At 58.4% G+C, this 26,867-nt stretch carries 23 protein-coding genes; 9 read left to right on the top strand and 14 right to left on the bottom strand.

Annotated elements, in window-relative coordinates; genetic code table 11:
• Window positions 1-15: 15 nt before the first annotated feature.
• From ACN0WW_RS01020 to ispG, 3 genes are all read right to left on the bottom strand, one after another.
• On the bottom strand, window positions 16-429 hold the full coding sequence (locus tag ACN0WW_RS01020; protein ID WP_417608475.1) for a thioredoxin family protein: 414 nt from the start codon (window positions 427-429) through the stop codon (window positions 16-18).
• Between the two features lie 85 nt (window positions 430-514).
• Entirely contained in the window at window positions 515-1,411 is an 897-nt protein-coding gene (gene yghX / locus ACN0WW_RS01015) for a YghX family hydrolase (protein ID WP_417608473.1), read from the bottom strand.
• Window positions 1,411-2,547, bottom strand: coding sequence for a flavodoxin-dependent (E)-4-hydroxy-3-methylbut-2-enyl-diphosphate synthase (ispG, locus tag ACN0WW_RS01010; protein WP_417608471.1), 1,137 nt, complete (start codon window positions 2,545-2,547; stop codon window positions 1,411-1,413). The genes yghX and ispG overlap by 1 nt, the downstream gene beginning before the upstream one ends.
• Before the next feature lie 117 nt (window positions 2,548-2,664).
• Here ispG and ACN0WW_RS01005 point away from each other — a divergent pair, with 117 nt between their 5' ends.
• The 3 genes from ACN0WW_RS01005 (at window position 2,665) to ACN0WW_RS00995 (ending at window position 6,624) form a co-directional block, all read left to right on the top strand.
• Window positions 2,665-3,330 (top strand): SDR family oxidoreductase, encoded by a 666-nt coding sequence (locus tag ACN0WW_RS01005; RefSeq protein WP_417608469.1) that lies wholly within the window; start codon window positions 2,665-2,667, stop codon window positions 3,328-3,330.
• 61 nt (window positions 3,331-3,391) lie between these two features.
• Complete coding sequence (locus tag ACN0WW_RS01000; RefSeq protein WP_417608467.1) at window positions 3,392-4,492, top strand: isoaspartyl peptidase/L-asparaginase family protein; 1,101 nt, start codon at window positions 3,392-3,394, stop codon at window positions 4,490-4,492.
• Window positions 4,493-4,590: 98 nt separating this feature from the next.
• Window positions 4,591-6,624, top strand: a complete 2,034-nt coding sequence (locus ACN0WW_RS00995) for a DUF3857 domain-containing protein (RefSeq protein ID WP_417608465.1) — start codon at window positions 4,591-4,593, stop codon at window positions 6,622-6,624.
• Window positions 6,625-6,785: 161 nt separating this feature from the next.
• Here ACN0WW_RS00995 and ACN0WW_RS00990 read toward each other — a convergent pair whose 3' ends face one another.
• Window positions 6,786-8,021 carry a hypothetical protein gene (locus ACN0WW_RS00990; protein WP_417608463.1) on the bottom strand — a complete coding sequence of 412 codons (1,236 nt, stop codon included), beginning with the start codon at window positions 8,019-8,021 and terminating at the stop codon, window positions 6,786-6,788.
• Between the two features lie 285 nt (window positions 8,022-8,306).
• Between ACN0WW_RS00990 and ACN0WW_RS00985 the strand changes: the two genes are divergently transcribed.
• The 4 genes from ACN0WW_RS00985 to ACN0WW_RS00970 all read left to right on the top strand — a co-directional run bounded on the left by ACN0WW_RS00985 (window position 8,307) and on the right by ACN0WW_RS00970 (window position 12,259).
• On the top strand, window positions 8,307-8,540 hold the full coding sequence (locus tag ACN0WW_RS00985) for a hypothetical protein (protein ID WP_417608461.1): 234 nt from the start codon (window positions 8,307-8,309) through the stop codon (window positions 8,538-8,540).
• A complete protein-coding gene (locus ACN0WW_RS00980) occupies window positions 8,537-10,057 on the top strand; it encodes an acyl-CoA carboxylase subunit beta (RefSeq protein ID WP_417608459.1) in 1,521 nt (506 codons plus the stop codon). The genes ACN0WW_RS00985 and ACN0WW_RS00980 overlap by 4 nt, the downstream gene beginning before the upstream one ends.
• Window positions 10,058-10,361: 304 nt before the next feature.
• The gene (locus ACN0WW_RS00975) at window positions 10,362-10,622 is read left to right on the top strand and encodes a hypothetical protein (protein ID WP_417608457.1); all 261 of its coding nucleotides are present in this window, start codon (window positions 10,362-10,364) and stop codon (window positions 10,620-10,622) included.
• Between the two features lie 98 nt (window positions 10,623-10,720).
• Window positions 10,721-12,259, top strand: a complete 1,539-nt coding sequence (locus ACN0WW_RS00970) for a M20/M25/M40 family metallo-hydrolase (RefSeq protein WP_417608455.1) — start codon at window positions 10,721-10,723, stop codon at window positions 12,257-12,259.
• Between the two features lie 112 nt (window positions 12,260-12,371).
• On the opposite strand, the gene ACN0WW_RS00965 is transcribed toward ACN0WW_RS00970, so the two are convergent.
• Window positions 12,372-13,292: a haloalkane dehalogenase gene (locus tag ACN0WW_RS00965; RefSeq protein WP_417608453.1), complete on the bottom strand. Its 921-nt coding sequence runs from the start codon at window positions 13,290-13,292 to the stop codon at window positions 12,372-12,374.
• Window positions 13,293-13,878: 586 nt separating this feature from the next.
• On the opposite strand from ACN0WW_RS00965, the gene ACN0WW_RS00960 reads away from it, so the two are divergent.
• Complete coding sequence (locus ACN0WW_RS00960; protein ID WP_417608451.1) at window positions 13,879-14,601, top strand: outer membrane protein; 723 nt, start codon at window positions 13,879-13,881, stop codon at window positions 14,599-14,601.
• 117 nt (window positions 14,602-14,718) lie between these two features.
• Here ACN0WW_RS00960 and ACN0WW_RS00955 read toward each other — a convergent pair whose 3' ends face one another.
• From ACN0WW_RS00955 to ACN0WW_RS00935, 5 genes are all read right to left on the bottom strand, one after another.
• On the bottom strand, window positions 14,719-15,591 hold the full coding sequence (locus ACN0WW_RS00955) for a tetratricopeptide repeat protein (RefSeq protein ID WP_417608449.1): 873 nt from the start codon (window positions 15,589-15,591) through the stop codon (window positions 14,719-14,721).
• A 37-nt stretch (window positions 15,592-15,628) separates the two neighbouring features.
• Window positions 15,629-16,798, bottom strand: a complete 1,170-nt coding sequence (locus ACN0WW_RS00950; protein WP_417608447.1) for a sel1 repeat family protein — start codon at window positions 16,796-16,798, stop codon at window positions 15,629-15,631.
• A gap of 81 nt (window positions 16,799-16,879) precedes the next feature.
• On the bottom strand, window positions 16,880-18,031 hold the full coding sequence (locus ACN0WW_RS00945) for a tetratricopeptide repeat protein (protein ID WP_417608445.1): 1,152 nt from the start codon (window positions 18,029-18,031) through the stop codon (window positions 16,880-16,882).
• Between the two features lie 161 nt (window positions 18,032-18,192).
• Window positions 18,193-19,569 carry an aromatic ring-hydroxylating dioxygenase subunit alpha gene (locus tag ACN0WW_RS00940; RefSeq protein WP_417608443.1) on the bottom strand — a complete coding sequence of 459 codons (1,377 nt, stop codon included), beginning with the start codon at window positions 19,567-19,569 and terminating at the stop codon, window positions 18,193-18,195.
• Window positions 19,566-20,126: a nuclear transport factor 2 family protein gene (locus ACN0WW_RS00935; protein ID WP_417608441.1), complete on the bottom strand. Its 561-nt coding sequence runs from the start codon at window positions 20,124-20,126 to the stop codon at window positions 19,566-19,568. The genes ACN0WW_RS00940 and ACN0WW_RS00935 overlap by 4 nt, the downstream gene beginning before the upstream one ends.
• 55 nt (window positions 20,127-20,181) lie before the next feature.
• Here ACN0WW_RS00935 and ACN0WW_RS00930 point away from each other — a divergent pair, with 55 nt between their 5' ends.
• On the top strand, window positions 20,182-20,700 hold the full coding sequence (locus ACN0WW_RS00930) for a nuclear transport factor 2 family protein (RefSeq protein ID WP_417608439.1): 519 nt from the start codon (window positions 20,182-20,184) through the stop codon (window positions 20,698-20,700).
• 130 nt (window positions 20,701-20,830) lie between these two features.
• Here the strand turns inward: ACN0WW_RS00930 and ACN0WW_RS00925 are convergent, their stop codons facing one another.
• The 4 genes from ACN0WW_RS00925 to ACN0WW_RS00910 form a co-directional block, all read right to left on the bottom strand.
• Window positions 20,831-23,035 (bottom strand): M3 family metallopeptidase, encoded by a 2,205-nt coding sequence (locus tag ACN0WW_RS00925; protein WP_417608437.1) that lies wholly within the window; start codon window positions 23,033-23,035, stop codon window positions 20,831-20,833.
• 169 nt (window positions 23,036-23,204) lie between these two features.
• The gene (locus ACN0WW_RS00920; protein WP_417608435.1) at window positions 23,205-24,053 is read right to left on the bottom strand and encodes a phosphodiesterase; all 849 of its coding nucleotides are present in this window, start codon (window positions 24,051-24,053) and stop codon (window positions 23,205-23,207) included.
• Window positions 24,054-24,083: 30 nt separating this feature from the next.
• Complete coding sequence (locus ACN0WW_RS00915) at window positions 24,084-25,889, bottom strand: cytochrome c3 family protein (RefSeq protein WP_417608433.1); 1,806 nt, start codon at window positions 25,887-25,889, stop codon at window positions 24,084-24,086.
• Window positions 25,890-25,904: 15 nt separating this feature from the next.
• Window positions 25,905-26,786, bottom strand: a complete 882-nt coding sequence (locus ACN0WW_RS00910; RefSeq protein ID WP_417608431.1) for a hypothetical protein — start codon at window positions 26,784-26,786, stop codon at window positions 25,905-25,907.
• Between the last annotated feature and the right edge of the window lie 81 nt (window positions 26,787-26,867).

Genomic DNA, 26,867 nt, shown 5'->3' with positions numbered 1-26,867 from the left:
CTGCTTTCCTTCAGTTCAGGGTTCGGGGGAAAATTCGTCGAAATAGGCAAAGATATCGTCTTCCTCGCGGCTCGCCGCATTCCGCCATTTCGGAGCGGATCTGCGGTTGAGCAAGGCACCACCGGATGACAGGACCAGCACCGTTGGCGTTCCCTTGATCGCATCCAACCCGAACCGCTGCGCGATATCGATATTGCGGTCCTTGTAGCCGACATCGACATAGACCAGTTCATATTTGGCGTCGAGCATCGCGGCAAAGCGCGGCTCAGCCAACCAGCCAGCCAGGGCGCGGCTATCGTGGCACCAGTTGGCGCCCATCACGAGAAGGACTCTTTTGTCAGCAATTCCCGCCCGCGCCAGCGCTGCGTCAACCGCAGCCGTCGCATCTGCGGATTCATCATACGGCCGCGCTTCAGGATGGTCTGCCACACTTGGCGCAGCCCAAGAATATTGCGGCAAGGCGGCGGCAGACATAGCCAAAAGCAGCGAGAGCAAAAATCGCATTAACTTTCGATCAATCGCGCACATGCTGGTCAAAAAACGCCAAAGTCCGCTGCCATGACAGCGTCGCCGCCTCTTCATCATAGCGCGGCGTCGTATCATTGTGGAAACCGTGGTTCACATCGGGATAGAAGTGCACGCTATATTCCTTCTGATGCTCGGTCAAAGCCGCCTCATAGGCCGGCCATCCGGCATTGATCCGCTCGTCCAGCCCGGCCAGCTGCACCATCAGCGGTGCCTCGATCGCGGGCACCTCGGCGGCATCGGGCTGGCGTCCGTAATAAGGCACCGACGCGGCGAGATCCGGATAAGCCACCGCAAGCGCATTGCACACGCCGCCGCCATAGCAGAAGCCGACCGCCCCGACCTTGCCGGTCGAGCCATCATGATCGCGCAGAAATTCAAAAGCGGCGAAAAAATCTTCCATCAGCCTGGCGCCGTCCAGCGTCCGCTGCATCGTCCGTCCGTCGTCGTCATTGCCGGGATAGCCGCCCAGAGGGGAAAGGCCATCGGGCGCGAGCGCCAGATAACCGGCCTTGGCCACCCGCCGCGCGACATCCTCGATATAGGGATTGAGCCCGCGATTTTCATGGATCACCAGCACCGCCGGCAACTTGCCCGTCGCTCCCGCCGGCTTCGCCATCAGCGCCTTGATCGAGCCATGGCCGTCCGGGCTCATATAGCTGATCCGCTCGCTGACAATCTCCGGATCATCCGGCTCAACCTGCGCCGCCCAGGCATAATTGGGTTGCAGCTGATCCAGGATCATAGCCCCGGTCACTCCCACAGCAGCAAATTTCCCGGCCTGGCTAATGAACTGACGCTTCGATATCGCGCCATGCACATAGCCGTCGAAAATCTCTAGAATCCGGGGGTGAAAGTCGCTGGCGCGTTTGCGCTGGCGCGTCATTACTCCGCCGCTTCCATCGCGACATCCGCCGCCTCGATCTCCGCTGCCTTCGCCTCGACCAGCTTCACAATATGATCGACCATATCCTCGTCCTCGACATGATGATCTGTGACGCCCGAGAGATAGACCATATGCTTGCCCTTACCGCCGCCGGTTACACCGATATCGGTTTCCCGCGCTTCGCCCGGACCGTTGACCACGCAGCCGAGTACAGACAGCGACAGCGGCGTACGGATATGCTGCAGCCGCTCTTCCAGCTTCTGCACCGTGCGGATCACATCAAAACCCTGCCGCGCGCAGCTCGGGCAGCTGACCACCCGGACGCCGCGCGTCCTGAGACCCAGTGCCTTCAGCATTTCATAGCCAACCCGCACTTCCTCTTCCGGCTCGGCCGAGAGGCTTACGCGGATCGTGTCGCCGACCCCGGCCCACAGCAGATTGCCGATGCCGATCGAGCTTTTCACCGTGCCGCCGATCAGGCCGCCCGCCTCGGTAATCCCGACATGCAGCGGACAGTCCACCGCGTCGGCCAGCTGCATATAGGCCGCCACCGCCAGAAACACGTCGGAGGCCTTAACCGCGACCTTATATTCGTGAAAATCATGGTCCTGCAGGATCTTGATATGGTCGAGCGCGCTCTCCACCAAGGCCTCGGGGCAGGGCTCGCCATATTTCTCGAGCAGATCCTTTTCCAGACTGCCGGCATTGACGCCGATCCGGATCGCGCAGCCATTGGCCTTGGCCGCATCGATCACTTCCCGCACCCGCGCCGACGATCCGATATTGCCCGGATTGATCCGCAGACAGGCCGCCCCCGCTTCCGCCGCCTCAATCCCGCGCTTATAGTGAAAATGAATGTCGGCAACGATCGGCACGTTGCTCGCCCGCACGATCTGCTTCAGCGCCGTCGTGCTCTCGATATCGGGACAGGAGACGCGAATGATGTCGACGCCCGCCTCCTCGCAGCGGCGGATCTGGTCGATCGTCGCCTTGGCGTCCGAGGTCAGGGTATTGGTCATCGTCTGCACCGTGATCGGCGCGTCGCCACCCACCGGCACATCGCCGACCATGATCTGGCGGCATTTCCGCCGTTCAATATCGCGCCATGGGCGCAAGGAAGGGTTTTCAGCGGTCATCGGTTGAAACCTGCGTGGCTGTTGCTCATCTGGTTCATATAGCGGTTTCACGCCGCAGGTGCGAGGGGCGATTGGTCCCGTCGCGAAAAAAGACAGAAAACCGGAAAGAAAATTTCCATGGCAACAGCAATAATCACCGGCGCAAATCGGGGCCTCGGGCTCGAAATGGCAAAGCAATATTCCGCTAACGGCTGGCACGTGATCGGTACCGCGCGGGAACCGGAAAAGGCCACGGAACTGCAGGCGATCGACAATGTCAAAGTCCTGCAACTGGACGCCGCAGACGACGCCAGCGTCAAAAGCTTTGCAGAACAGATCGCCGACCAGCCGATCGATCTGTTCATCAACAACGCCGGCAGCTTTGGTCCCTCGGAATTCGACCCTGATGCCTGGCTTGATCTGTTCAACGTCAATGTGATCGGCCCCGTCAGACTGGCAAACGCGCTGAAGGAGAATGTCGCCAAATCTGCAGACAAGAAGATGGTGGTGCTCTCCAGTCAGGTCGGCAGCATCGCAGAAAATAAAACGGGCGGCATGATGTACTACCGGACCAGTAAGGCGGCGGTGAATCAGGCATGGAACTGCCTGGCGCAGCAGTGGAAAGACGAAGGCCTGACGCTCGCGATGATGCATCCCGGCTGGGTGCAGACCGATATGGGCGGCGAGAACGCCGACCTTACGCCACAGGAAAGCGTAGAGGGCATGCGCTCGGTCATCGACCGCCTGACACATGAGCAAAGTGCAAAATTCTACGACTACAGCGGTCGCGAAATCCCCTGGTAGGGAAGCGGCTTGCGGTCCTTTCCTTTGGCATCTAAGCCAGTAGAAAATCAGGAGCGCGCCGATGATCAAGCCCATTCTTGCTACGATAGCCCTGCTTTGCTGGGCGGGAGCAGCGACAGCGCAATCCGGAGACGATGAGCAAGACAGTCGCTGGTCGATCGCCATTCACGGCGGGGCCGGCACACTGGATCGGGACAGGATCACACCTGAACAGGACAAGGACATCCGCGCCGCGCTCAATCAGGCGCTGGCGGCTGGCTCCCGGATTCTCGCAGACGGTGGCACCGCAATCGATGCGATCACCGCGACGATCATGATCCTCGAAGACAATCCCAATTTCAACGCCGGCAAGGGCGCGGTCTTCACCTGGGACAGGACCAACGAGCTCGACACCAGCATCATGGACGGCAGCGATCTGTCCGCCGGCGCTGCAGCAGGCATCAACGGCACTAAGAATCCGATCCTGCTGGCCCGCGCGGTCAAGGACCATAGCCCGCACGTGATGCTGTCGGGCGAAGGCGCCAACCAGTTCAGCCGCGAGCAGGGCCTAGAGCAGGTCCCGCCGGAATATTACGCCACCCCCTATCGGCTGGAACAGATCGACAAGCTGCTCTCGAAAGAGGTCAGCGCCGCAGACATTGACTATAAATTCGGCACAGTCGGCGCTGTCGCCATGGATCAGAACGGACATATGGCTGCCGGTACGTCGACCGGCGGGATGACCGGCAAGCGCTGGGGCCGTATCGGCGACAGCCCCATCATCGGTGCCGGCACCTATGCCGACGACCGCAGCTGCGCCATTTCCGCGACGGGGTCAGGCGAATATTTCATCCGCCTCGGCGTCGCCCATGAAATCTGCGCGCGGATCCGGATGCGCTGGCCGATTGCCTTGGAAGAAGCGCAACGGACCGTGCCGAAAGATGCAGAAGGCAATTACACGTACATCATTCACGCCAGCGAATTCATGCTGTCCGACGAGGAAATCCAGCAGATCGCCGACGATGTGATCGCAGAACTGGGCGAACTCGGCGGCGATGGCGGCATCATCTACGCAACACCCTGGGGCCAGGCCGGCTACAGCTTCAACACTGCCGGCATGTACCGCGGACGGGCGACCAGCGAGGGAGATATGAGCGTGGCGATTTATGGGGATGAGGAATAGCGGGCGCGTCATAGGTTAGTGGCATGGGGCTTCGTCGTCATTGTGCTAAGCCGTTGCGGCTTCGGTCTTCACCAAGCCTGAAATCACGTGGGGTCTAAATGCGACATATTTTTTCAATATTAATAGCATCACTACTGTTTCATGGTGCGGCAAATGCACAAGAGGAGCAAGTTCAACGCGGCCCCGTACCGGCCTGGGTCGAACAAACCGAACTCATGGCCGTGCCCGCCGATGCAAGCGGTTCGGTATTTGTTCGGCGAAGCGATATTCTGATTCACCTTGATGCAAAAGGCCAGGAACAATATGTTGGCTACCGGATCAAGATCCTGCATCCCAATGCATTGCAAGTTGGCAATCTGGCCATTTCCTGGAATCCTGAATCCGGTGTGCCAACGGTTCATACGATCAAGGTATACCGTGATCAGCAGGTTTTCGACATATTGCCGAAAACTACCTTCGAGATATTGCGTCGCGAAGGTCAGCTGGAAGCAGCTGTTCTCAACGGGACACTGACAGCGGTAACCCGGGTTTCCGATCTGCGCGTCGGCGATGAACTGGAATTTTCATATACGAGCCGCAGCGATGACCCCACTTTGGGCAACAAAAATGCTGGCTTGCTTCTTCTCGATCCGAATGCGCCACTCGGTCGATTTCATCTGGGGCTAAAATGGGTCGACGGCCAGAAACCTGACATCAAAATGACGAAAGATATGGCCGCCGGTGCGACAGAGGACAAACAATCCATCGACATCCGTTTCGATAACCCGCCAAATCTGATACCGCCGAAGGATGCTCCGCCGAGATACAATTGGCAACGGATTGTTGAATATAGCGACTTTCCAACATGGAACGATATTTCAGTCCAATTCGCCGACCTCTACAAAGTGGCTGCCGATTTTCCCGTTTCTTCGCCGTTGCAGCAGGAAGTCGATCTTATAGCTGCTGCTCATGTTGATCCGTTTGATCGAGCCAGCGCTGCGCTCAATTTGGTTCAGCAGAACGTTCGCTACATATATGTCGGTCTGAACGGAGGCAATCTGAACCCAGCCTCGGCAGAAGAAACTTGGCAGCGCCGCTATGGGGATTGCAAGGGAAAGAGCGCTTTGCTCCTGGGACTTCTCACTAAGCTGGGAATCGACGCCGAGCCCGTTCTCGCAAACAATGCAGGAGGTGATGATGGCCTCGACCAGAGACTTCCGAACCCCGGAATGTTTGATCATGTTCTGGTGCGCGCACGCATCGATGGTCAATCCTATTATCTGGACGGCACTTTGCCGCCAGTTGTGCAACCGGGTTCGGACCCGATCTTCCCATACCGGTGGGTATTGCCACTCAAAAAGCAGGGTAGCTCGATAGAACATCTTCAATGGCGCCCGGCAAAAATACCGAATGAAATCAACCTGTTCGAAATTGATGCGCGAAAAGGGTTCGATGTTCCTGCACGCAAGACCAGCACGACGATCAGACGGGGTATGAAAGGTCTCGAGCAACAAGTGCAATTCTCCGCCCTAACACCCAGTCAATTGCTGAACAGCTTTCGCCAGCAATTGGTGGGAGAAACCTGGCAAGCGATAGATGATGTCAAATGGAAATATGACGTGAAGGCACAAGCGAGCGTGCTGACGATCACCGGAACCGGTATGGTAGATTGGGATGACGATGGCGACGGCGCTAGGTCGCTCGCTCTCCCCGGTGGCGGTGTCAGGCCTCCGTCCAAACGGATCCGGCCATCTGGCGATGACGAGAATCTGCCCTATTTCAACAAATCGGAATTTGCTTGTTATGTGACCACGGTTCGGTTGCCCGCTGGCACCGACGCGCGGCAATGGTCGACCGAAGACGGATATGACGACCGGATCTTTGGCAGAAATTATTACCGGGTTTTCGAACGACGCAGCGGTACTGTCCGCATGATCCGCAGTTCACGCATTGAACAGCAAGAAATTGACGCCGCTAGCGCGAGGCGTGACAACGATCGCATTTCGTCGTTCGACAACAGCAAGGGGTGGGTTTACTATGATCCCGATGACAAAAACCCTCTGGAGGGCCAAGGCAAGAGCGTTCCGGCGACCTATGATTTGGACTGGACATCTGACAGCAGTGCATGCCTTTCCGGCACCGGCGAAGATTAGGTCGCAACTCTTTTCTCGCAAAATGGTACCGGAGCCCTCGGAACGCCTTGGCGCTGCGTCCCTGTGGTAGGGTTAGAGACCCGCTTGAATATGATGCACCGGGAACAATAGTGTCGGGCTCGACCAATCCGTCGATGATCTCCGCCTCAATTTTATCCCGCCTATTCGTCCACCGCCTCCAAAGCCGTCGCCGCCTCTGCATCCCGCGTGGTCACCAGATAATCGAAGCCCAGCAGCACAAACCTGGACAAAGCCGGCAGCGCCCTCATCTTCTTGCCGGCCAGCGCGTGGCGCAGCGGCGCGAGCGGAATCAGCACATGGCCCGTCGCGCCGATCCGCTCGGGGGCAATATTCGCCGCCGCGAGCATGGCTCCCACGCCTTCATCTTCATAGGGCTGCACAGCGGTGGCCTTGCCGGGCCTGATCGCCCGCACCATGCCGCCCATCGGCAGATAGACGATATGCACAGACGTAAGCCCATTGGCGGCCGCCAGCCCGGGCAGCAGCGAGCCCAGATCGTAAATTGACGCCGGGGTTGTGCCCCGCCCCAAGTGATAGGCGCCCATTTTAAACAACACACGCGGGGCGGCCTCCGGTGCCGCGCGATAAAGAACCAAAAAATAGCCGCGCCTCAGCGCCTCGCGCTCCTCGTTATTCTGCAGATAGGCACCACTCTGGTTGAGCTGGTAAATTCGCGCGCTCGCCGCCAGCGCATCGATGATCGTTTCGGCCCGTTTCGAACCGACGAAACTCGCCTGCAGGTCCGCAAATTCCGCGGCGCTGGCCCGGTTCATCCACAGAGCATCGAAATCGCCCTTGGCTAGATTCGCGATATCGGCGTCGCGGATTGCTTCCACACTGGCTTGTGTCGGGGCATCCGGGGTCAGCCCGGCAAGCTCGTCCATCAGGATCGTCGGCGCGCCGATAAATTCCTGGTCAATGCCCCAGACCCTGTCGCCGTGATCGAAACCGTCCGCTAGTTCGGCATCTTCGCGGTTGCTCAGAAAGGGAAAGGCCAGGGGCTTGCCGGCCAGATCTTTCTGCAGCGTTTCCACCCCGCCTGCGGCAAGCCGCCGGCGCACCCATTGCATGGTCACCGGTCCCACTTCAACGGCATGATAGAGCGGCCCAAACGCCCGCGCCTCGCTGGCCAGCGCCTGCGCCAGCTGCGGCGCACCGGCGAAGCCATGATCCTCGCCCACCGCGATAAATTGCGTGTCGGCCAGTTCCGCCTTCAGCCGGTCACCGCCGGCACCGGACAGACCGGCATCGCTGAACTCGATATCGAGAATCTCAACCGGCTCGCCTTTAGCAGCCGTGGAATCAGTGCTCTGCGCCTGTAGCGCCCCGGCCTGAAGACAGAGCGCGCCTACCATGGCGACCCATTTTAACATCATCCCGCTCCCATTAGTGTATTACATACATAAGGCAGTAATATTCAACACACAGGTTTGCAACATATTTCCTGTTCCCCGGAGAAGGCCGGGGCCCATCTCGGGAATTGTGGTCGGGGCGCAGTTGGTACCGGAAGAGATGGCCTCCAGGACATGGGCCCGGCCGAACAGTGTGTTTAGAGCATCGGATTCGAGATGGGCCCCGGCCTTCGCCGGGGCACAAGCCCCTAAACAGCCATCCGCAATTTGCCGCTTCCCCTGCCTTAATCACTCGGTTAAACCAGCCGGATGACCCAGCCATTATCCATGCGCCAGCCGGCCCTGTCCTACATCACCGCGCCGCGCTATGCTGCCGGCATGTTGGATTCTCCTCTTTCCCGGTCGCCGCAAGCTGCTCTTCCGGAAGTTTACACTAAGCGCCTTCTGGCAGCAGCGAAAACGGCATTTTTCTGCGGTCTGCGTCCAAAGTTCACAGAAAATAAAAAGACACTATTGTGTAAAGCAGGCAAGGGAAAAATATGACCTGGCAACCCGAACTTGAAGAACTGGCCGAGCGGCAGCGGCTCGCCGAAAAAATGGGCGGCGAAGAAAAAGTTTCTCGCCAGCATGGCCGGGGCAAGCTGGACGCGCGGGCGCGCATTGCGGGAGTCGTCGACGAAGGTAGCTTTCGCGAGATCGGCAAGATCGCCGGTCGCGGCACCTACGCCAAAGATGGCACGTTCGAGGATTTCGCGCCGAGCAACCTGATCTTCGGACGCGCCAATATCGAGGGGCGTCCGGTGGTCGCCTCCGCCGACGACTTCACTGTGCGCGGCGGTGCTGCCGATGCCGCGCTGCATCGCAAGTTCACCCAGTGCGAAAAAATGGCGCACACGCTGGGCATCCCGATGATCCGGATGATCGATGGCACCGGCGGCGGCGGTTCGGTCAAGAGCCTCGAGGATATGGGCTTCACCTATGTCCCGGCCGTGCCCGGCTGGGAAGATATCATCAAGAATCAGGACACGGTGCCGGTCGTCGCACTGGCGCTCGGACCAACGGCGGGCATGGGCGCCGCGCGCACCGTCGCCAGCCATTATTCGATCATGGTCAAGGGCCTGTCGCAGATATTCGCTGCCGGCCCCGCCGTCGCCGCCGCCATCGGCGACACGCTGACCAAGGAGCAGCTCGGCGGTTCCGACATTCACGCGACCAACGGCGTGGTCGACGAGGAAGTCGCCAGCGAAGCAGAGGCTTTTGTCACCGCACGCAAATTTCTGTCCTACCTGCCCAGCAATGTGAACCAGCTGGCTGCGCGGACGCCGAGCAGCGATCCTGTAGACCGCAGGGACGAAAGCCTGCTCTCTGCTGTCCCCCGCGCCGACAAGCAGGTCTATTCGATGCGCAAGATCATGACTTCGGTGTTCGACGAAGGCTCGGTGTTCGAAATGGGCAAGCGCTGGGGCCGAGCCGCGATCACCGCCTTCGCCCGGCTCGACGGCTGGCCGGTCGCGGTGCTGGCCAATGACCCGTCCTTCCTCGGTGGCTCATGGGAGGCCAAGTCTTCCGAAAAGGTCGAACGCTTTGCCAAGCTGGCCGAACAATTTCACCTGCCGGTCGTCCATCTGGTCGACAATCCCGGCTTCATGATCGGTGCCGAGGCCGAGCGTACCGGCACCATCCGCTATGGCGTGCAGGCGATGAACGCGGTCTACAAAGCGACCGTGCCCTGGGCCAGCGTCATCGTCCGCCGCGCCTATGGCATCGCCGGCAGCGCGATGAGCAACGCCGAAAATTTCCAGTATCGCTTCGCCTGGCCGTCTGGCGACTGGGGTTCGCTGCCGATCGCCGGCGGGCTCGAGGTCGCCTACAAGAGTGATATCGAAAGCGCCGAGGATCCGGTCGCGCGGCTGGCGGAGATCAAGGCGAAGCTGGACAAGGTCACCTCGCCCTTCCGCACCGCCGAACAGTTCAGCGTCGAGGACATCATCGACCCGCGCGAGACGCGGCCGCTGCTATGCGAATTTGCCGATCTGGCGTGGCGCAAACTGGCGCAATAATAGCGCGACGCCAGGTAAATTGTAGGTGTATCCAGTCAAGGTCCTGCCATTTACCACTGACTGACCTATCGCTAGAATTATTATTCAGCAATAACAATGCCTTATGATTTTAAGTGATGCCCGTCACGGCAAAATGGCGAATATTTCCTATAGATCTCGCCCATATCAGATATCATTTCATCTACCGAAATAAACGGTTCATCGCTGATTCAGCAACCGTTCGGCATTGAGAGTGAAGTAAGTAAAAGAGAATGACGTAAATCAAATGAGTTCGGCGCAATCAACAAGCTCGAAGGAAGAAACGATGTACTTGTCACCTGGATCATTCATCAATCAGCCTGCTCGAGCATTGCCCGAACAGAATCTCGGTCGTGGCTATCAGCCGCTCTATCATCTCGATATCGTCAACCGTTGTCCCGGCTGCGGCAAATCGCACTGGCATGTCGGGCGGATCAGCGCGGAATGCGCACATTGTGAAACCGCCCTGCCGCTCGCCATGGTCGCGAGCCAGCCGATGCAACCGCGTTTCACCGAGCATTTCAGCAAAACGGCAATGGTAGCCTAGGGAATAGCGATAATCGCCTCATCAAAACCGGCAATGATTGAGGCTTGCGGTAAATCTCTTTCACATTCACTATCGGCTCCTTGATAAGGGGAAAGCCGATGACCGCAGATAGTAAGTTTCCGTCCATTGACCGCCGCCAGGCCCTGCGTGGAGCAGCCATGGCCGGAGCAGGTGCAATGTTCATATCGCCAGGCATGGCCCTATCCGCAGATTCCGACATGGCCGCCATCCGCAAGGCTGCCGAGGCCGGCCGCGAAGCATCGATCAAGCGCATTCAGGACTGGATCGCGCTCCCCTCGATCGCTGCCGAAGACCGCAATATGCCAGAAGGCGCAGAATATATGGCGGAGCTCGCCAGGGACGCCGGTTTCCAGCACGTCGAAATTGTTCCTACCGATGGTCATCCCGGCGTGTTCGCAACGCTCGACGCCGGTGCGAAACGGACGCTCGGCATCTACTTCATGTATGACGTCAAGCAGTTCGACCCTACCGAGTGGTCGTCCCCGCCACTGGAAGCGGCGATTGTCGACCGGCCCGGCTTTGGCAAGGCGATCATGGGCCGCGGTGCAGTCAACCAGAAGGGGCCGGAAGCCACCTTCCTGGCAGCGCTGCACGCCATTCGCGCCGCTGGCCGAAAATTGCCCGTCAATATCGTCCTCATTTGCGAAGGCGAAGAAGAAATCGGCTCGCCCCATTTCAAGCAAGTGGCGACCAAGCCCAATGTGCTCGCCGCTCTGAAGAAGTGCGAGGGCATATTCATACCGGCAAGCTGGCAGGACAAGAACGGCAATGTCAGCGTCAATCTTGGCTCCAAGGGAGTCATCGAACTGGAACTGGTTGCCAGCGGCGAGAAATGGGGCCGCGGGCCAAAGGGTGACATTCACAGCAGCCTCAAGGCGATGGTTGACAGCCCCAGCTGGCGACTGGTGCAGGCACTGCAGACCTTGGTAACGCCCGACGGCAACACCCCTGCGATTGACGGGTGGTTCGAGAATGTCCGGCCGCTGACCGCGCGCGAAAAGGCGCTCATTGCCGAGACCGCCCGCAATTCCGATGAAGCACAGCGCAAGGCCGTGCTCGGCGTCAATCACTGGATCGATGACTTGCCGTTCGAACAGGCACTCCAGCGCCTCGCTCAGGAACCGACCGTCAATATCGAAGGCCTGGTCGCCGGCTATACCGGACCCGGCGGCAAGACCGTGCTGCCCGGCGTGGCCACTGCCAAGCTCGATCTGCGGCTGGTGCCGAACCAGACCCGGGCGGAAGCCGAGCGTAAGTTGCGCGCCCATCTCGACGCCCATGGCTTCCCCGACGTCGAGGTCAAGGTCAGCGGCGGCTATGATCCGACCGAAACCGATGAGAACAGCCGCCTGATCCGTACCGAGCTGGCCACTTACGAGCGCGCCGGTATCGAGGCGACGCTCAATCCGCGGCTGGCCGGATCCTGGCCCGGCGCCACCTTCACTGCTCCGCCGGTCTCCATTCCTGCCGGTCATTTCGGCATGGGACACGGGGCCGGGGCCCACGCGCCGGATGAATATTATGTCGTCGAGTCAACCAATCCGAAAGTGGCCGGACTGGTCGACGCGACCATGGGCTATGCTGATTTCCTCTATCAGCTGGCCGCGATCAAGTGACCGGTTCCTGTTTCCGTTAGCCTTGAGCCTGTCGAAGGGCGTCTCTCGTCCGAGGGGCGTGGTTCGACAGGCTCACCACTAACGGATATATCCCAAATCTCGTCCGCCGCCATCAGATATCTCCGAACGCCTTGAGCGCGGCGGGCGCGACGATGTCGCCCCATTCCTGCACGAAATGCCCGGCTTCCTCGATCAGCAGCGGTTCGGGGCAGCCCTTGATCAGGCTGTGCATCATTTCCATCACCGGCGGGCCCAGCACCGGATCGGAGCCTCCGATCGCCATGAAGCTGGGGCCGGACCATTCGGTGCTCCAGAACGCTGCCGCCTGCTGACTGACTGCCACGCCGTCCATATCGGGCTCCACCGGTACCAGCGCCGGGAAGGTCCGGGCACCCGCCTGATAGCTGTCGTCCGGATAGGGCGCATTATAGGCGGCGATCTCCGCATCGGTCATGGTCGGCGTGCCCCGCGCGATGATCTGCCCGGCATTGAAGTCCGGCACGGTCAGCGCGTAGTCCTTCCACGCGTTAAAGCCGTCCCCCGCTCCAGTGCCCAGCCCCAGCGCCGTGTTCATGATGATCAGCCGCGACAACCGCGCCTTGAACCTCGCATCGACCGGCAAGGTCAGCCCAATCAACCCGCCCCAGTCCTGCACCACCAGCGTAATATTCTTCAGATCCAGCCGCTCGACCAGCGCAAGAATATGGTTGCGGTGAAAATCGAACGAGTAGCTGGCGAGATCGGTCGGCTTGTCGGAGCGGCCAAAGCCAAAGAAATCCGGGCAGACCACCCGTGCGCCGGTGGCGGTGAAATGCGGGATCATCTTGCGATAGAGAAACGACCAGCTCGGCTCGCCATGCAGGCAGAGAAATACTGTCTCCGCGTCGGCTGGCCCGGCATCGACATAGGCGGCCCGCAGCCCCTCATAACCCGGCAGATCGTCGATATAATGGACCGGGAAATCAAAGTCCGGGAGATCGGCAAAACGGTCTTCGGGCGTGCGGACGGCGGCAATAGCCGGGCTGGTGATCATGGTGGGCAATCCTCTCTGCTTTTGCGGTCGAAACTGTCAGGCTGCGCAGAGCGGGTCAAGGACGAAAGAAAGCCCTGGACGGGCTGGCGCACAAAATGGCCCGCAAGGGAATTTCCGGCGACAGCTTTACAGCATCGGGGGTTTTTATTTTCTGTGATCTTTGGCTGAAAGCCGCAGAATATCGGAAGATTGGTGGCACCAGAGCCGTCGCTAGTGTGACCTTTCAAACGAGCAGCCAGAAGGCGCTGGTCAGCAGGGGGAGAGAAGCAGGCGACACTCATCACGCGCGGTAGCATAGCCTCGATGCCCCTCTGTAGGAAAGCGGATTGGGATCCGTCAAAGAGCCGCCATTGGACCGCCTCCCCGCCAGGGCAGACCTGCCAACCGGCTGTGATATTTCCGCATCACCCGGAGATTTATCGTGCCTCATTCGTCTGCCGATGGAACGACCTTGCTTCTGAGCCGTTCCCTCCACTCGTCGATCTAGTGCGCGGAGTTTTGCGCACGTCGGCGGGAAGTCCGCAGCGATAGCGGGCACAACCGGAGCAATCTTGTTCCACATTAGTTAGTTAGTTGGAGTACAATAATGAAATCCCCTGTAAATACCCCCCTGATCCTCTGTGCAGCGATCGGCGCTTTCGCCGCTCCGGCCGCCGCGCAGTCCACCTCCCCCTTCACCGGTCCGCGCGCCGAAATCCTGGGCGGCTATGATACGCTGCGTTCGGGCAGCGATGTCGATGTCGACACCGACAATGACGGCATTTTCGAGAATAACACCCTCGACCAGTCGGTCGACGGCTTCGCTTATGGCGTAGCGCTTGGCTATGATTTCGATGCCGGCCCCGTCGTCTTCGGTATCGAAGGCGAATATATGGATTCGACTGGCGAGCAAGACGGCGACGAAGCCATCAACGCACCGTTCGGCTATCGCATCAATCTGAAACGCGACCTCTATGTCGGCGCGCGCGTTGGTGCAAAGGTCACCCCCACGACCCTGCTGTACGCCAAGGGCGGCTACACCAATACCGCCGTCGAATCCCGCTTTCAGGATCGTGCAGCGGCGGATGGCGTCGATCTCAACTTCGACGACAGCCAGCAGGTTGACGGCTACCGCTTGGGTGCCGGTGTCGAGCAGGTCATCGGAACCGGCGGAAACGGCAACGGTTCGGGTGCCTTCGTGAAGCTTGAATACCGCTATTCAAACTATAGCGCGCTGAAATATAACGACACATTGTTCAATGGTAACAATGAAATCGGCGTTGACCTTGATCGCCATCAGGTGGTCGCAGGCGTTGGCTTCCGCTTTTAAGTCAGCCTTATTTTAAAGATATAGGGGCGCGCCGTTCATCGAACGGCGCGCCCTTTTTTGTTACTAATGCGCGCTTGTGATGCCAAGGAAGGCCGTCGAGCCGACAAGCAAGCGCCGCTATTGCTGCGGAATCGCCTTGGCTTCGTTGCAGCCGTCCTGATTACCGAGCTTGCAGGCATAGCCGAAATATTTGCGGGCCATGGCCATATCGACCGCGCCACCGTCACCGGTGCGAGCCAATATGCCGGTGTTCATGCAGCCGCCGACCGCACCGGCATTGCAGGCCTTCGCAAATGTCGCCCGCGCAGCGGCCCGGTCTTGCGGCACACCTTCGCCGCCATAGAGCGCGTTACCATAATTGAGACATCCGTCGGCCTTGCCCTTGGTGCAGGATTTCTGAAAAGCACTTGCAGCGCTGGTCAGATCGACGGGTCCACCCTGGCCATTCTGGCTCATCAGGCCGAGGCCGTAGCATCCGTCCACATTGTCCCTTTCGCAGGCTTTGCCGAACAGACCCCGTCCCTTGCCGAGATCAGCCGCCACGCCCTTGCCAGCATAATAGAGATAGCCCAAATTATAACAGGCACTTCCCCTTCCACCGTCACAGGCCTTGGACAATGGGCCGAGCGAGGCAGCGATATCCTGAGGCCCGCCCTCCCCGTTCTTCAGCATCTTTCCATAAACGTCGCAAGAGCTTGCAATATTGCCAGCACAGCCCTTTTCATAGGCGCGGCGGGCCAGCGGCAGATCTTTTGCAACGTTTGAACCCTGATAGACCATCACGCCCAGATTGTTGCAGGTAACGGCGATATTTCCTTCCAGGCACGCGATTTTATATTTCGCAAAGGCAGTGGCATGATCGCCCTTGTTCGCCGCTTCCTGGCCAGCCAGCGCCGCTTGTTGATAGCTGTTCATACCGGATTGTGCGTGGGCGTTCGCACCGGCAAACAGCAACGACACGGCGACCCATATTTTAAAGAGATTTTGCATCAATTTTTCCCTCACTCAATTGATTGGAATTCAGTCGTCAACAGACATTCCGATTGGCATTGTTGTTCATCGTGCAATGGGCGTAACGATATTTTTGCCGCACTTGCTGTGTGGCAGCGGCGCTGGACAGGCCTCCGGTCGGTGCCGAAGAGCCGGACGAAGAGGGTCTGCGGTAGCTGCTCCTGCTGTTGCCGTTCTGTGCGGCCCATCGTCTGGACGACGCCCCCGGCGTATTGGTGCAGTTGAATATGCCGCAGTCATTGCCGCGCGACCGCCTGGCGATCTCCGCGTTGACGGCCCGGTTAAGGCTACCGGACGGAAACCAGTAATCCAGCACATGGAGATTATCGATATAGATGCTGCTCATGGCCCCGGCATTGATCGCGGCGGTCAGCGCATATTGCGCGTCGTCCACGGTGCGGGAATTGTAAATGGCGGCATAGATCGCGCCATCATAGTCGCGTTTTTGTATAAAACTGGTGACGATGGCCCGCTTGTTGGCATAATCCGCTTGCCGCGCCGCCTGTTGCTGGGCGCGCTGTGCCGCTGCTGCCTGCTCCATCTTGAGCCGCCGCGATTTCAGAGTAGCTGCTAGCTCACATATCGACTGGCGATCTTCGCCACCCGGCCCGCAGGCATGAGCGGCAATCTGTTCGGCATTCCGATAATCCCCGACATTGTAGAGAATACGGGCATGATGCATGCAGGACTGCCAGCGACCATATCCGCAATTAATGTTACGATAGCGCAGCGCCTTCTCGGCATCGAAATAGGGCGAACCGCTGTCGGCGAAAATCGCTTCCGCCACCTCACAGCCATCGCGGTCCTGCTCGGCGCACCCTCTTTGCGAGAAATTGCTCGCCGCATCCCAATCCTTGTCGACGTCGCCTGCGCCGTCAAAATAGATCAGTGCCAAGCGTCCGCAGGCGGCACCGTCGAATGCACTGCAGGCGTCCTGCAGGTAGCGCAGGCTCAGAAAAGCATCAAAATTTGTGTCATTGGGATCAGACAGGATCATCCCCGCCTTGCTGCAAGCCGCCTTGTCGCCGGAATTGCACTGGGCGATATAAGCGCTCAGCGGGCCGCTCGTCTGGGCAGATATTGGTGAGCTTGTAAAGGTGGCGAGAACCATCACGCCGAACAGGAATATGGTGCGACTGACGGTGGCAAATGCAAAACCCCTGAAATCGCCACAATGCATTGTCATCCTGATTTTCCTCTCAATTGGCTTCCCTGCCCATTCTGGCCCGTCGCGGTGGCGCAATGTCCGACCGTCGACCGGCACCACCTACCGGCTCAACCCGTTCTTCTCCTTGAACTCATCATAGGGATCGATCATCCGGCACCTGGAATAGTCAGTCATCATATAGCTGCTGCGACCGATGACATTATTGTCGATATCCTTGTACGTGATATTCCGCTGGACCTTATCGCATTCGCGCCGAAGCGGAGCGGTTTGCGCGGCACGCCGTTCGCGGGCCCGTTTGAACAGCGCGCGCAACTCTCTGTCCTTGCTGGCGAGAAACTGCTTCGCTTTCTCGCTGCCGTTGTCGGCTGCCTTGTTCAGCCAGTAGAAGACTTCATCTTCCTTTTTGTAATTGCCCGAACTCGACATCAGATAGCCTGCATACATGGCCATCATGTCGGGATCACCGGCATTGGCGGCGATTTCGGCATAGGTCCGCCCGAGCTTGATATTTTCCCCCAGACCATAGCTGGGATCCCCATTATAGGCATAGGCAAGAGCGGCCGCCGCCTCTTTCTGGCCGAGTGCGGCGGATTGCTGCATCAACTTTTCCGCCTGTTTCGGGTCTTTCTTCACGCCTTGCCCGACAAAATAGCGGATACCGAGCTGATAGAGCGCAGCGGCCGATCCCGCCTCTGCGGCCCTTTGTTCATAGGCGAGCGCCTTGGCCGGATCTTTCGGAAAGTTCAGAATGCCGTCGGCATAGGCACCGGCAATTTCAAGCAGGGCACCGGGATCGCCAATCTCCGCGGCGTGGCTGATCCAGTCGATTGCCAGATCGGCATCGCCTTCGCCATATTTTCCCGTCGCGAGGTCAAGCCCGATTTGATAATGATTTTCCAGCGGCTCGGTACGGCGCAAATAATCGGAAAAGATTTCGGTTTTCTCGATGCTCATCGGATCGGTGAGCTGGGATCGCGCCGCCAGCGCACGGACCATGGCCGACAATGGTGGCCGCTCGCAAACCTTGAGATTGCCGCTTTGCGCAAAATTTTGCCCCCATTCCAGTTCCGCATCGGAAATGGGCTGGTTCGCCTGTACCTGAGCACCGAGAGCGGAGATGGTGAGTTCGCAGACAATCGTCGGCGGCGACTCGGCCGCCGCTCTGGCTGGCGTTGCAGCGCCGATTGCGATCAGCAACGAAGCCATCAAAGGCATGGCGGAAAATTGGTCGAAACGTCTCGCGATCATCATATTCTGCTCCCGGCGATTACCGCACTTTCCCTAGTTACGGCTGGAATGGGCGTCCAATGACAAAGTCTGTTAGGAAATCCCGGCACCGGGGCAGCGCCGGATCAGGGGCGCGGCGATGCCGACATGATCACCAGGCCAATTGCTGGTCTTGAGACCAGCGCTCAGCGCAAATATTCGTCGAGCGTCATCTGCAGCCGCCGGATCCGGGCCTCCTGATAATTGCCGAGCGTTTGCCCGCCCTTTTTCGAGGCCTTGGCACCATCGCGCTGCATGGCGAGATTGTCCGTGTCCTGGTCGAGCACATCTGCGAGGGCAAAGCCGTCGACGCCGGTATAGCTGTCTTCAATCTCCAGCCGGATCGGTTTGGCAGGCGGAGGACGCTTGCCGCTGGCCGGGAGCGGCTGGAGCAGCAAAATCTCGTGCAGGCAATGATCCACATCGATCGGCCGGAACCGGTAGCAGAGGCGAATATTGATGCCCGGGAAGAAGAACATGTTGGGAAACAGGAAATATTCGAGACTGTCGACCATCTCGCTGGTCGACACGCCGGACAGATCGACATCAAACTCGCTGCCATGTTCCTCGCGCAGCATATTGGCGTGAACAGCCCGCGCCGATGCGCCTTTGGGCAGATCATCGGGATTGCGGCCAAGCTTCTCGAACAGTTTCTCTTCGCTGACCGGGTTTTTCAGATGCGGGCTAGGGACGCCGATAGCGTGCATGAAGCGGCTGACATTCTTGCCGAAAATATCATATTGCGCGTTGGCGTCGCCAGCCGTGTACACCGCCTGCGAATGGGTTTCCAGAACGTGATAGGCCTCAAGGAAAGCCTCCATCGCCATCTTCCAGTTTGCCGGCAGCACTTTTTGCGTATGCAGCGCGACATAGCGGTCGTCCATCGACCATTGTTTGAAATGTTCCGGCAGCACTTCAAGATAATCGGCGAGCGGCGGCGCGTCATCGTCCATATTGATAAAGACAAAGCCGCCCCACAGGTCGCACTGGATCTCGGTCAGGCCAAAATTCTCTTCGTTGACATGCGGAAAGTCCCAGCGGCACGGAATTTCCTTGAGCGATCCGTCGAGATTGAAGGTCATGCCGTGAAACGGGCAACGGATATGCGGCCGTTTTGTCCCGCTGCTTCCGGTGTTTCCTTCCGTTGCGAATTTCATGCCGCGGTGCGGGCAGCTGTTCACAAACGCCCGTATCTTTTCGTCTTCACCGCGCACGACCAGGATCGAATAGGGGCCGACATCATAGACATGGCGATCGCCGGGCGCAGGAATATGCTCTTCCCGGCAGGCCCATTGCCATGTCCGGTTCCACATCCGGTCGATTTCACGGTCGTAGAAATCTTTGCTGATATAGCGCTCAAATCCGATGTCCTCGTCGCCGAGAAATTCATATCGTTCGGTGCGCATCGCCGCTGGCGGATTGTCGCCGTCGGCATCGATGATATCCTGCATCGACGGTCCCGGGCAGCGCGCTTCGCCCGGCGCCAGCGAGGGGTCGGACGGTTTGGTCAGGTCATAGGTCATGGGTTCGGCTCCGATTTCCGTGTCATTGCTTGGCGATCATAAAGCGGGTCGAGCGGCTTGCGCGCTCCGACGATCATCTGGGTCCCGTCGAGAAAATCATCGGTGCACGGATCATCGCGGACCCAGTCGACCAGTTCCGATCGATAGGCAATTTTCCAGACCGAACCGCGTTTCTCGTACCGGTCCACATAGCGCCCGGTAATGAACAGGTCGCGCTGCTCGCCGGACTCGTTGGTCAGCTTGTGATAGGCCTGATAATAGACTTCGCCAAAGGCTTCATCGCCGGACATATCGATCAGATGCTGGCCGAGCATATGGTGGTTGCGATGATGGGTTTTCAGCGCGTCGATGCAGAAATCGGCAAAGCCGTCGGGACCGCCCTCGTAGATGCCATAGTTCAAAAAGGCATCGTCCCAGAATTGCGAGCGGAGCAGATCCCGGTCCAGTCGGTCGAGGCCCCGCATGTACAGCGCGGCCAGATCCCGGATAGCCAGATTGCCGGTGATGGCAGCTAGGTCCATTGCACTAATCGCATCTCTCCTGTTCTTTTCGGGCATAGTAGACGCCGTATGCATCGGGTAAATTACCCTTATCGATAGCAGGAGAGTAAACATGTCGGATGAACCAGGGCGCGTTCCCTCAGCATCAGAACTGGCCGATCGCGCCGCCATCGCGGAAATTATCGCGCTGCATTGTCGCGGCGTCGACCGGGCGGATGAAGCGACGCTGAAAAGCTGTTACTGGCCCGATGCGACAACCGCCTATGGGGCAGAACCGGTGCCGGCCCATCAATTTTGCGTGGATCTTGTGCCGGCGATCAAGGCGTTTCGGCAGACCCATCATATGGTCACCAACATCATCTGCGCTTTTGACGGAGCCGAGGCGCGCGTCGAAAGCTATCTGATCGCCTTTCACTATCTGGCCGGAGCGGATGGAGAGGACAGAGAAATGACCTATCTGGGCCGCTATCTCGACCGGTTCGAAAAGCGCGGCGACATCTGGAAGATCATGCATCGCGAACCGGTGATGAGCTGGAGCCAGAATGCGGCAACGACCCATGATGCAGAGCATCCCGCCCTGTCGGCCTTGCGTCAGGCATCGAGATTCCCGGACGATGTCGTCTACGAATAGCGGCCTGCGGTTGCGACTTGGCAAAGCCTGCGCCTCATAAAAAAGGGGAGCGCAATCGCACTCCCCTTTTCAAAAATATCCGGACCGCCGCGCCCTTATGGAGCGCAGCGTCCTTTTTATCCGTCTTTAATCATTCACCCGGAACCGGGAAGCCACGCTTCTTGAGGATATATTTTACCTCGGGATCGCGGCCGCGGAATTTGCGATAGGCTTCCTTGCGGTCGGTTTCGTTACCGGTCGACAGCAGGATTGTGCGGAACCGTTCGGCGGTTTCCTTGTCCCACGGGCTGCCCGCTTCTTCAAACGCCGCCCAGGTGTCAGCATCCATCGTTTCCGACCAGAGATAGCTGTAATAGCCCGCCGAATAGGCATCCGACGAGAACAGATGGTTGAACTGGGGCAGACGGTGCCGCATCACGATCTCTTCCGGCATGCCGATTTCGATAAGCGTCTCGCGCTCGAACTTGTCGGGATCGGTGACCGGTTCCTCGCGATTGTGCAGCTTCATGTCGACGATCGCCGAAGCCAGATATTCCACTGTCGAAAAGCCCTCGTTGAACGTCTTCGAGGCCTGAATCTTGTCGACCAGCTCCTTCGGAATCGGCTCACCAGTTTTATAGTGGGTGGCATAGTTCGACAGGATATAGGGGGTCATCAGCCAATTTTCGTTCACCTGGCTCGGATATTCCACAAAATCACGCGGAGTGCCGCCGAGACCAGGATAGGTGATGTCATAGTTGAGATAGTGCAGTGCGTGTCCGAATTCATGGAACAGCGTCTGCGCATCGTCGAGACTGATCAGCGTCGGCTCACCATCCCCGCCCTTGACGAAATTATTATTGTTAGACGTCGCCGAATAATTGTTCTGGCCGCCCAGCTTATATTTGTTCTTGTACGTGGTCATCCATGCACCCGAACGCTTGCCTTGGCGGGCATAATTGTCGAAATACTGGACACCGATGACCTTGTCGCCGCGCTTGACTTCAAAGGTGCGAACTTCCGGGTCGAAGACAGGAATTTGCCCGGTCGTTTCGGTGAACGTCAGCCCGTATAATTTACCGGCAGCGTCAAACAGCGCATCCATCATCTTGTCGAGCTGGAAATAGGGTTTGATCTCGGCGGAATCGAGGTCGTATTTCTCCTTGCGGACCTTCTCGGCATAATAGCGATAGTCCCATGGTGCGATCGTGATACCGGCGCCTTCAGCATCGGCAATCGCCTGCATGTCAGCGACTTCTTCCTCAACCCGGGCAACCGCAGCCGGCCAGACCTTCATCATCAGGTCCATCGCCGCTTCCGGCTCTTTCGCCATCGTATCGGCCATGCGGTAATGCGCGTGGGTTTTGAAGCCCAGCAGTTTGGCGCGCTCGGCCCGCAGCTTCAGGATTTTTGCGATTGTCGCATTGGTGTCATTCTCATCGCCGTTATCGCCGCGATTGATGTAGGCGGTATAGACCTTTTCACGAAGATCCCGGCGCGTGCTGTTTTCCAGAAACGGCTGCATCACCGACCGGGTGTTTTTCAATGCCCATCCGGTCTTGCCCTGCTCCTCGGCCGCTTCCGCGAGCGAAGCGATAAAGCTGTCCGGCAACCCTGCCAGATCTGCTTCATCCGTCAGGTAGATGAAGGTCTCTTCGTCAGCCAAGACCTTGTTGGAGAATTCGTTAAACGCCTTCGAAAGCTCGGTATTATACTCGATCAACTGGGCTTTATCCGCATCATTGAGCAAGGCGCCATCGCGTACCAGCTGTTCATAATTGCGCTCGACCAAACGGGTCTGAATGGGATCCAGGCCAGCCGATTCACGATTGTCGTAAACTGCCTTGGTTTTGGCGAGCAATTTCGGGTCCAGAGTCAGCTGATCGAAGAAAGCCGAAACTTTTGGCATCCATTCGCGCTGAATCGCGCGGACCTCGTCACTGGACAGGTTGCTGCTGTACACGCCCCAGATTGAGAAAAGATCATTGGCTTCGTCACCAACCAGTTCCATCGGCACGGTGAAATTTTCAAAGGTCGCAGGAGCAGGATTGTCCCGTATCGTGTTCACATCGGCCTGAATCTTGTCCATCATGACCTGAAACGCCTGCGGGAAATCCGAGACCTTGACTTCATCCCAAGGCGGGACCCCGTCATAAGGTCCGGTCCATGGTTGCAGGACCGTATTGTCGGCAACATCGGCCGGTTCGGATTGCATCACACTCATCTTGTTCAATTCTTCTGTTGTCATTTCTTTTCCCTGATCGTCGGCCAGAGCGGGAGTAGCGGTCACGCCAATCAGCGCAGCGCTGGACACGCCCAGAAAAAACTTGCGGGTGGAAATCGTGAATCGCATCATTGTCTCTCCAAAAATCGACCCGCGGTCACGGATCACTAGAAAAAGCGCCCAAGGCGCAGTTGCCCAGTGTCTAGACAAAGCCGAGGGGAAACGCAAAAAAGGTTTCTGTGGATATCAATTTTTAGACGAACGACGCTTTCCGGGCGATGAACAACATCGCGAAGCGGGGTCAGGCGGGGCGTTCGTCGAGCAGCGCCCGCACCAGCGGCTGCAAATTTTCGTCATAGCGCGCGAGCATGACATGCTCCTCCGCATTTTCAAAATGGCTGACCAGTTGCCGGCCGTTCCAGTAATGAAGGGCAATCGCAGGCGGGTCGGCGACAATCATGTTGCGGCCGTCGGGATGGTCCGGGTCAATAGGCTTCAGATCGAGAGCGACCTGCGGCGCGGTCGAAGCACAAATCGCCAGACTGATATCGCCCCACCAGGTGGAAATATTGCGATGCAAATGGCCGGTGATCATACCCCTGACCTGTTCGTGGCCAGCGACTGCATCGGCCAGCCGGGCCACCCAGGGTTCGTCGGGATGAGTCGTCATCCATTCAATACCACTTTCCACCGGAGGATGATGCAGGATCAGGATGGTCGGCTTCTCGGGCTTTTCAGAAAGTTTTTCAGACAGCCATTTCGCACGCGTCTCACAAAAGGCACCCCCGTGCCGCCCCTCCTCCAGCGTATCGAGAAACAGCAAGCGCAGTGCGTCTGTGTCGATCTCATATTGGACGAAACCGTCTGCTGTAGGAACGTCGGGAAATTGCTTGCGAAACGGCGCTCGCAAATCATGGTTGCCCAGGCACATGTGGACCGGGAACGGCACCACCGACAAAGCATTGTCCAGACGGCGGTAGCTGTCTTGATCGCCGCGATCGACGAGATCACCCGTCGCCAGCAGCAGATCTGGCTGGGGTACCATCGCGCAAATTCTCTTGATTGCCTGATCCAGGCGCTTGCGGTTGAACTCAGCCGGATTATCCGGGTCAAACCCCAGATGAATATCGGTAATCTGCGCCATTAGCATGGACGCTCTCCCCTTGAGCCGGCGGGCACCCTATCGGCGGGCAATCTTCTTATCCGGCATTTGCTGTTTATCCTTCTGCTCTTCCTTGATCAGCCACGGCGCGCCATCATCGGCGTGATAGTCATGACACATCGCGCAGGTCGAAGGCACATCCGACGCTTTCTGGAACTCGCCACCATGACATTCGCGGCAAGTCTTGATCCCCGGCAACAGCAGATCGTCGGCACTCTTGGACGTGGGCGCGTTGTGACAGCTGGTGCATTTTTCATCATTATGCGCCTCATGACTGAACCAGCCATTGTGCATGTACCGATCGGTCTGTGTTACCGGCATGATCCCGTAGTCAACACGACCCCGCGCGGTTGGCGGAGTAACGCCGTGGCAGTCATAGCAGGCACCGCCGCGCGAGAAGACCTGACGGATCGCCAGATTGGCGCGGCTCGGGCGGAACCGGACGGCGCGACCATAATCGCTGGCAACACGGACGTCGTTACTGGCTCCCGGACGGCGACGCTTCATGCCGCCAAGATTGATCGGCCGGGTTGGCCCTGTGGACCGATAATAGGCTCTCAGATCGGCCTGCACCATTTCCGGTTCGCCGTGCCGCAAAGTCCGCACTGTGCCGCCGATTTCATCAAAGGCGAGGCTGTGACACATGCTGCAGTCTTCCTTCATATCGACCGGCTCGAAACGCACGCCTTGCGGATCGGGCGTGTGACAATCCTTGCAGACGAGCGAATCGCCGAATCCGTATTCTGCCGACAGCCGCTGGCCCATCTGGGCGACGCCACCGGTTCGCGACAGATGCACGTCATGGGGGAATTTGAGACCATTATCCTCGGTCGGTTTGTCGTCCAGCGAAATTCGCTTGCGCGGCAGATTCTTGCCGCCCGGCTTGATCAGCACAGCCGGATGGAATTGCGGGTGGGCAATGCCAAAATCCGATGCATTTTCCAGCTTCGTGTCGGTCAAACGTCCATCCATCCCATCATGACAATCGGCACAGAATTTTTGCGCTGTCGGCTCCATAGCACCGCTGCCTTCATGCTCGCTGTGACATTCGACACACCTGCCCGGCGGTTTGTTGAAAGCGGAGGCGAAGGCGGCACCGATTTTCTCCAATCCTTCCGGTCCGCCTCTGGCGGTTAGCAAGCGCGGCATCGCCGCATGTTCGTGTGCATCGTCCTGATGACAGGTCAGACAGGTTTCATCCTTCACCGTCACAAAGGCGTCGACATGACAGGCCTGACAGTCTTTCTCGAGCCCGTGATGTGCGCTGCTCAACGCACCGGATGACCACATCGTATCGGCATAGAACTGGTCGGGCCGTTCTTCGACACCGCGCCATGTTGCCCAGGTATAGATTGGCCATATCAGAAACGCGGCCAGCACGAGCGCGACGAACCCCCAGGCGCTGACCCGCTTGCCCGGAAGCAGACCCTTGAGGGTATAAAGCGTCGTTTCGCTGCGAACTTCCGCGGAATCGGACAGGGCTTCAACGCGCTTGACCGTCAGGACAACATCATCGCCCTCTTCGCTGACGACAATGACATGACCACCAAAGCCCAGCTCTGCGCCAGCAAGGGGATCAACCGTGACCGATATGCGATGCTTGCCGTCCAGAGTGAAATTTTGACCCGAGGTGCTTTCGACGATGATCTGGCCGTCGTCGCGCTTGCGGATCTTTGCATGATCGGGATTCACAGCAAGGTCAGGAAGATGAATCGCGTTGTCGGTGCTGCGGCCGATGCTGATTTCATCCGAATCAAAGGGGTTGGACCGGATAATTTCCCGGCCGTCGGCGGTGGTCGCAATCTGGCGAACAATGAAGGTCATGCTGGGCTCTCCATCCTACCAGTAGAAAAAGACGCTGATAATATGCGCGGTCAGCGAAGCGATCAGCGCAAAGGTCACCGGCACATGAATGAACAACCAGACCTGCAGCATCGCCTTGAGCTTGAGATGGCGACGGACACGGGCCAGCGTCGCTTCCTTTTTCTCCAGCAGGGCGTCAACTTTGTCGAGCGGGTCATCGCCGCCCATTTTCGGCTGATAGGCGCGTTCGCGGCGCAAATCCGCCTGCGCCTGCCGCGTCGCGCAATCCGGATATTTGCCGGAAATGCGCTGGAAGAAACCGCCGCCAAACGGATCCTGTTCCAGCGATTGGAGCACCAGAGTGGCATGTTCGGCCGACAATGGCTGCGCCGCGTCGTGCAACTGCCGGTCTAGCGACCGCAAATTCTCCAGCATTTCGGTCTCGGTCATCTCATCGCGATTGTCGGACAGCGCCTTCGGGATCGTGGCGTAGAAATAAATACCGACGATGCCGGAAATGATCACAATCATCATGAACACATAGGCAGCGGTGTGGATGTTCCAGCCGAGCTGGAAACCGGTGTGCAGCGTACCGATGACGATCAGGCTGAGGCCGAGATAGATATGCGCCGATGTCCAGGCCTTGAGCGACCATTGCCCCGGAGTCATGGCCCGCTTGCGTACTCCGAGCATGGTCAGCCAGAGGATCATCAGCGCGCCGATCGTCCCGAGCGTATAGCCGTACCAGCTGCCCCCATTATGGCGCGGCGACACATCGATGAAAATATAGCTGATGATGCAGATCAGCATGATCGCCGACGATATTTTCAGCCAGCGGTATCCCGCGTGCCTGAGAAAGCCGTCGTGCATGACGACTTTCTTGCGGCCGGGCTGGCCGGAGATCGCGTTACTTGCCATCAGACAGGCCCTCCCGCTTTTATGCTTTCCGAGCGGGCTGAACTGATCGAAGCTGGGCGTCTTGCCAGCTGTCCTTCGGCA

Origin of the sequence: Parasphingorhabdus sp. (genome assembly GCF_048269865.1) — a bacterium.
Classification (GTDB): domain Bacteria; phylum Pseudomonadota; class Alphaproteobacteria; order Sphingomonadales; family Sphingomonadaceae; genus Parasphingorhabdus.
Note: the sequence above shows the minus strand (reverse complement) of the source record. Positions and strands in the feature narration are given on the sequence as shown.

Excerpts from the sequence above, each read along its gene's own strand:
- yghX (WP_417608473.1), bottom strand. The coding sequence starts at position 1,411 with ATGACGCGCCAGCGCAAACGCGCCAGCGACTTTCACCCCCGGATTCTA.
- ispG (WP_417608471.1), bottom strand. The coding sequence starts at position 2,547 with ATGACCGCTGAAAACCCTTCCTTGCGCCCATGGCGCGATATTGAACGG.
- ACN0WW_RS01005 (WP_417608469.1), top strand. The coding sequence starts at position 2,665 with ATGGCAACAGCAATAATCACCGGCGCAAATCGGGGCCTCGGGCTCGAA.
- ACN0WW_RS01000 (WP_417608467.1), top strand. The coding sequence starts at position 3,392 with ATGATCAAGCCCATTCTTGCTACGATAGCCCTGCTTTGCTGGGCGGGA.
- ACN0WW_RS00995 (WP_417608465.1), top strand. The coding sequence starts at position 4,591 with ATGCGACATATTTTTTCAATATTAATAGCATCACTACTGTTTCATGGT.
- ACN0WW_RS00990 (WP_417608463.1), bottom strand. The coding sequence starts at position 8,021 with ATGATGTTAAAATGGGTCGCCATGGTAGGCGCGCTCTGTCTTCAGGCC.
- ACN0WW_RS00985 (WP_417608461.1), top strand. The coding sequence starts at position 8,307 with ATGACCCAGCCATTATCCATGCGCCAGCCGGCCCTGTCCTACATCACC.
- ACN0WW_RS00980 (WP_417608459.1), top strand. The coding sequence starts at position 8,537 with ATGACCTGGCAACCCGAACTTGAAGAACTGGCCGAGCGGCAGCGGCTC.
- ACN0WW_RS00975 (WP_417608457.1), top strand. The coding sequence starts at position 10,362 with ATGTACTTGTCACCTGGATCATTCATCAATCAGCCTGCTCGAGCATTG.
- ACN0WW_RS00970 (WP_417608455.1), top strand. The coding sequence starts at position 10,721 with ATGACCGCAGATAGTAAGTTTCCGTCCATTGACCGCCGCCAGGCCCTG.
- ACN0WW_RS00965 (WP_417608453.1), bottom strand. The coding sequence starts at position 13,292 with ATGATCACCAGCCCGGCTATTGCCGCCGTCCGCACGCCCGAAGACCGT.
- ACN0WW_RS00960 (WP_417608451.1), top strand. The coding sequence starts at position 13,879 with ATGAAATCCCCTGTAAATACCCCCCTGATCCTCTGTGCAGCGATCGGC.
- ACN0WW_RS00955 (WP_417608449.1), bottom strand. The coding sequence starts at position 15,591 with ATGCAAAATCTCTTTAAAATATGGGTCGCCGTGTCGTTGCTGTTTGCC.
- ACN0WW_RS00950 (WP_417608447.1), bottom strand. The coding sequence starts at position 16,798 with ATGACAATGCATTGTGGCGATTTCAGGGGTTTTGCATTTGCCACCGTC.
- ACN0WW_RS00945 (WP_417608445.1), bottom strand. The coding sequence starts at position 18,031 with ATGATGATCGCGAGACGTTTCGACCAATTTTCCGCCATGCCTTTGATG.
- ACN0WW_RS00940 (WP_417608443.1), bottom strand. The coding sequence starts at position 19,569 with ATGACCTATGACCTGACCAAACCGTCCGACCCCTCGCTGGCGCCGGGC.
- ACN0WW_RS00935 (WP_417608441.1), bottom strand. The coding sequence starts at position 20,126 with ATGCCCGAAAAGAACAGGAGAGATGCGATTAGTGCAATGGACCTAGCT.
- ACN0WW_RS00930 (WP_417608439.1), top strand. The coding sequence starts at position 20,182 with ATGTCGGATGAACCAGGGCGCGTTCCCTCAGCATCAGAACTGGCCGAT.
- ACN0WW_RS00925 (WP_417608437.1), bottom strand. The coding sequence starts at position 23,035 with ATGATGCGATTCACGATTTCCACCCGCAAGTTTTTTCTGGGCGTGTCC.
- ACN0WW_RS00920 (WP_417608435.1), bottom strand. The coding sequence starts at position 24,053 with ATGCTAATGGCGCAGATTACCGATATTCATCTGGGGTTTGACCCGGAT.
- ACN0WW_RS00915 (WP_417608433.1), bottom strand. The coding sequence starts at position 25,889 with ATGACCTTCATTGTTCGCCAGATTGCGACCACCGCCGACGGCCGGGAA.
- ACN0WW_RS00910 (WP_417608431.1), bottom strand. The coding sequence starts at position 26,786 with ATGGCAAGTAACGCGATCTCCGGCCAGCCCGGCCGCAAGAAAGTCGTC.